The organism is Microbacterium sp. CPCC 204701 (assembly GCF_004010105.1).
Lineage (GTDB): Bacteria > Actinomycetota > Actinomycetes > Actinomycetales > Microbacteriaceae > Microbacterium.
In genome coordinates this window covers 1-3861 of the sequence record NZ_RRYE01000291.1, presented here as the reverse complement: position 1 = coordinate 3861, position 3861 = coordinate 1, and the positions used below count along the sequence as shown (strand labels likewise).

At 73.2% G+C, this 3861-nt stretch carries 2 protein-coding genes and 1 pseudogene; 1 reads left to right on the top strand and 2 read right to left on the bottom strand.

From position 1 onward, the window contains the following. Together EIO58_RS14100 and EIO58_RS14095 are read right to left on the bottom strand one after the other, a co-directional pair. A pseudogene (locus tag EIO58_RS14100) lies at positions 1-1226 on the bottom strand (5-methyltetrahydropteroyltriglutamate--homocysteine S-methyltransferase); the annotation flags it as partial. Next, positions 1223-2185, bottom strand: coding sequence for a methylenetetrahydrofolate reductase (locus EIO58_RS14095; RefSeq protein WP_127820066.1), 963 nt, complete (start codon positions 2183-2185; stop codon positions 1223-1225). The pseudogene EIO58_RS14100 and the gene EIO58_RS14095, both read right to left, overlap by 4 nt. A 248-nt stretch (positions 2186-2433) precedes the next feature. Here EIO58_RS14095 and EIO58_RS14090 point away from each other — a divergent pair. After that, positions 2434-3861: S9 family peptidase (locus EIO58_RS14090; RefSeq protein ID WP_127820065.1), on the top strand; the 1428-nt coding region annotated here is incomplete at its 3' end.

The following is a 3861-nucleotide window of genomic DNA, read 5'->3' as shown; positions in this document are numbered from 1 at the left end:
CGCACGCCCGGGGCGCTGCGCCGGTCGGCGAGGGCGACGGATGCCGCGGCCAGCGCGTCAACGATGGCTTCACGCCCCGCGATCAGCCCGTTCGCCAGCGTGACGACCTGCTCGGTCTTCTGATCGGCGAAGGCGAGCCACGACACGAGGCGCGAGTCCAGCGCGGGCTCGTCCCGGACGTCGTGCGGCACGTGCTGCAGTGAGGTCGACGTCCCCGCGCTCACCCGCGCGGCGCCGAGCGAACGGAGCGAATCCAGACGACCCCACGCCGCCTCGAGGTCTCCCCGCCAGATGTTGCGGCCGTCGATCACGCCGCCGACGAGCGTCTTGCCCTCGAGTCCGGGGACCGCGGGCGGGACGGACCCCCGTGCGAGGTCGATCGCGAGCGCCTCGACCGGAGCCGCGGCGAGCGCCGCCCACGCCCCGGAGGACAGCTGTGCGTACCCGGCGGCGACGAGGATCGCCGGCCGGTCGTCCACGGCTCCAAGCCGCTCGTAGGCGCGAGCTGCGGCATCCGCCAGCTCCTGCGGGGCCGCCGGCAGGCTCTCGCTCACGAGAGCAGGCTCGTCGAGCTGCACCCACTCTGCGCCTGCGGCGCGCAGGTTCGCCAGCAGCTCGGCGTACACCGGAAGCAGGTCGTCGAGCCGCTCCAGCGGCGCGAAGCCGTCGGAGGCGCCGGCCGTCGCCTTCGCCAGCGCGAGCAGCGTCACCGGGCCGACGATCACAGGCCGCACCGTGAACCCGTCAGCCGCCGCCTCGGCGACCTGTCGCACGAGCCGGTCGCTCGAGAGAGCGAACGTTGTCTCGGGACCGATCTCGGGCACCAGGTAGTGGTAGTTGGTGTCGAACCACTTGGTCATCTCCAGCGGGGCGTCCTCGCCCGCGCCGCGCGCCGCGGTGAAGTACGCGGCGAGGCCGACCGTGCCGTCCGCGTCGCGCAGCGATGCGAATCGCTCAGGGAGTGCGCCCACGGTGGCCGCGGCGTCCAGCACCTGGTCGTAGTACGAGAAGCTCTCAGGGATCGCAGAGTCGTCGCGGCCGAGGCCGAGGGCCGCGAGCCGCTCACGCGTCGCGCGTCGCAGATCGGCCGCGATGCGCTCCAGCGCCGCCTCGTCGAGTTCTCCGGACCAGTGCGCCTCGACGGCATGCTTGAGCTCGCGGCGGCGGCCGATGCGGGGGTATCCGAGGATCGTGCCGTGCGGGAAGGTCGGGCGGAGATCGGTCATGGGCGGGCCTCCTTGTGAGGGTCGTGCGGGGTGAGGATCCCGGCGTCGCCCAGGACGGCGAGCACGGTGTCGTGGTTGTTGAAGGCGTAGAGATGGATGCCGGGGGCCCCGCCGTCGAGCACGCTGCGCGCGAGCTCGGCCGCGTGGGCGATGCCGACGTCGCGCTGTCCGTCGGGAGTCGGCTCGATCTCGAGCGCGATCGACAGTTCGACGGGCAGCTGCGCGCCCGTCAGCTCCAGCACGCGGCGCAGACGCGCGGGCGAGGTGACGGGCATGATGCCGGGCAGGATCGGGATCGTGACGCCGGCCGCGCGGGCGCGGTCCACGAATCCGAGGTAGTCGCCGGCATGGAAGAACAGCTGGGTGATCGCGAGCGTCGCACCGGCCGCCTGCTTGGCCAGCAGCGCATCGATGTGCTCACCGGGGTGCCGTGAGCGCGGGTGCCCGTTGGGGAACGCCGCCACCGCGATGTCGACCTTCGGGCGCCGCTCGACGCGCACCGCTCCAGGGATCCCGGGGAACGGCGCCTCGGCGTACGGCGTGCGCTCCGCCTGCACCCGGTCGATCAGCTGCACGAGCTGCGCCGCACTCTCGAGATCGCCGAGGAACGCGTCGCCCTCGCTCGCTCCGGCCGGCGGGTCGCCGCGAAGGGCGAGGAAGCTCGTGATGCCGGCATCCAGGAACTCCCTGATGAGAGTGTTCGCCCCGGCGTAGGTGCTGCCGACGCACGTCAGATGCGCGAGCGGCTTCACACGGGTCTCGCGGAGGATGTGCGTGAGCAGCTCGAGCGAGCGCCCGCCGGTGGACCCGCCCGCGCCGTAGGTCACAGAGATGAAACGCGGGTTCACGGCCGCGAGGTGGCGGATGGTCTCGTGGAGGGTCGCGACACCGGCCTCGGAACGAGGTGGGTAGACCTCGAACGAGACGGGCACCGCAGGAGTGCTCAAGTCGATCGGCATGGCGTGCTTCTCGGGTCGGGGGACGGGTCTTCAGGCCGGACGGCCGCGGCACCTCTCACCCGCCGGACGTCCGGCGGAGGGTGTCATCGCGGGCGGGTGCCGGGCTCGGCTGTCGCTCCCTGCCCGGCTTCCGCTTTCGCGACGCGCCGGGCGACGATGCGTCCACGGTAGCTGAGCTCATCCGGCCGCCGTCTCCCTGTGACCAAGTGTTTCGCCGTACCCCTTCTGCTTCGATGTAGCGTCGTGGCGTGACGACACCCGCGGTCCTCCCCTACGGCACCTGGCCATCACCCCTGTCCGCCGCCGAGGTCTCGGCGGCATCGCCACGCCTGGACGGCGCGCGGTTCGTCGGCGACGAGGTGTGGTGGGGAGAGTCGGTGCCCGAAGAGGCTGGGCGCACCGCCGTACGCCGGAGGACGGCATCCGGGACCGTCGAAGACGTGCTCCCGGCGCCGTGGAATGCGCGATCGCGCGTGCACGAGTACGGCGGCGGCTCGTGGACGGCGACCGATGACGGGGTGCTGCTCTTCGTCGAGAAGACGGACCAGCGGGTGTGGCGACGGGGCCCGGGTGCACCGGCGCGGCCGCTCACGGCCGACGAGGGCGACGTCAGGTACGGCGGGCTCACGCTTCAGGGCGGACGCCTGCTCGCGGTGCGCGAGGCGCACGACGCCGTCAGCGCGCCGCGACGCGACGTCGTGGAGATCCCCCTCGACGGATCGGCCGCCCGGGACTCCTCGCGCGTGGTGTCGCTCGCCGCGGGCAGCGACTTCGTGGCGCAGCCGGCGCTGTCGCCCGACGGCACGCTCTTGGCGTGGATCGCATGGAATCATCCCGACATGCCGTGGGATCGCGCCGAGCTGCGCGTCGCGCGGGTGCAGGGCGGAGGCGGCGCGCAATGGCGGACGGTGGCGGGCGGCGCGAGCTCGCCCCTGCAGCCCGTGTGGACGGATGCGGCGACCCTCGCGTACGCCGACGATCCGACCGGACGCTGGAATCTGTGGCGCGTGCGGCTCGCGCCAGACCTTCGTCCCGAGCACCGCCGGCACGTCGCACCGGCGGACGCCGACACCGGCGACCCGCTGTGGGTGCTCGACCCCCGCTGGTTTGCGATCCTGGACGACGGTCGCATCCTCGCCACGCGCACGGACGGCTCGGACGAGCTCGTGCTCCGCGACGATGACGGATCGGAGCGTCCCCTTCCCGTCCCCGCCGTGACGCGCATGTCGATCGAGGACGTGCACGGCACGCGCGTCCTCCTCGAGGGTGCGGGGCCGCGGGGCGCCGGGCTGTGGGAGATCGACGTGGACCGATCCGGCGACCCCCGCGTCGTCGCGGGCGCGTCCTCGCCGTGGGGCGACGAATGGATGCCGCGCCCGCAGCCCAGGACCGTGTCCGGTCCGCACGGGCCGGTGCACGCCTTCGACTACCCCCCGACCAACCCCGGGGCAGCCGGTCCCGAGGGCGAGCTGCCGCCGTACATCGTGTTCGTGCACGGCGGCCCCACGGATCATGTCGGCGGCGCGGCATCCGGCAAGATCGCGTACTTCACAAGCCGAGGAATCGGCGTGCTCGACGTCAACTACGGCGGCTCCAGCGGCTACGGGCGCGCGTACCGCGAACGCCTCGCCGGCCGGTGGGGCGTGGTGGACGTCGACGACGTCGTCGCCGCGGCG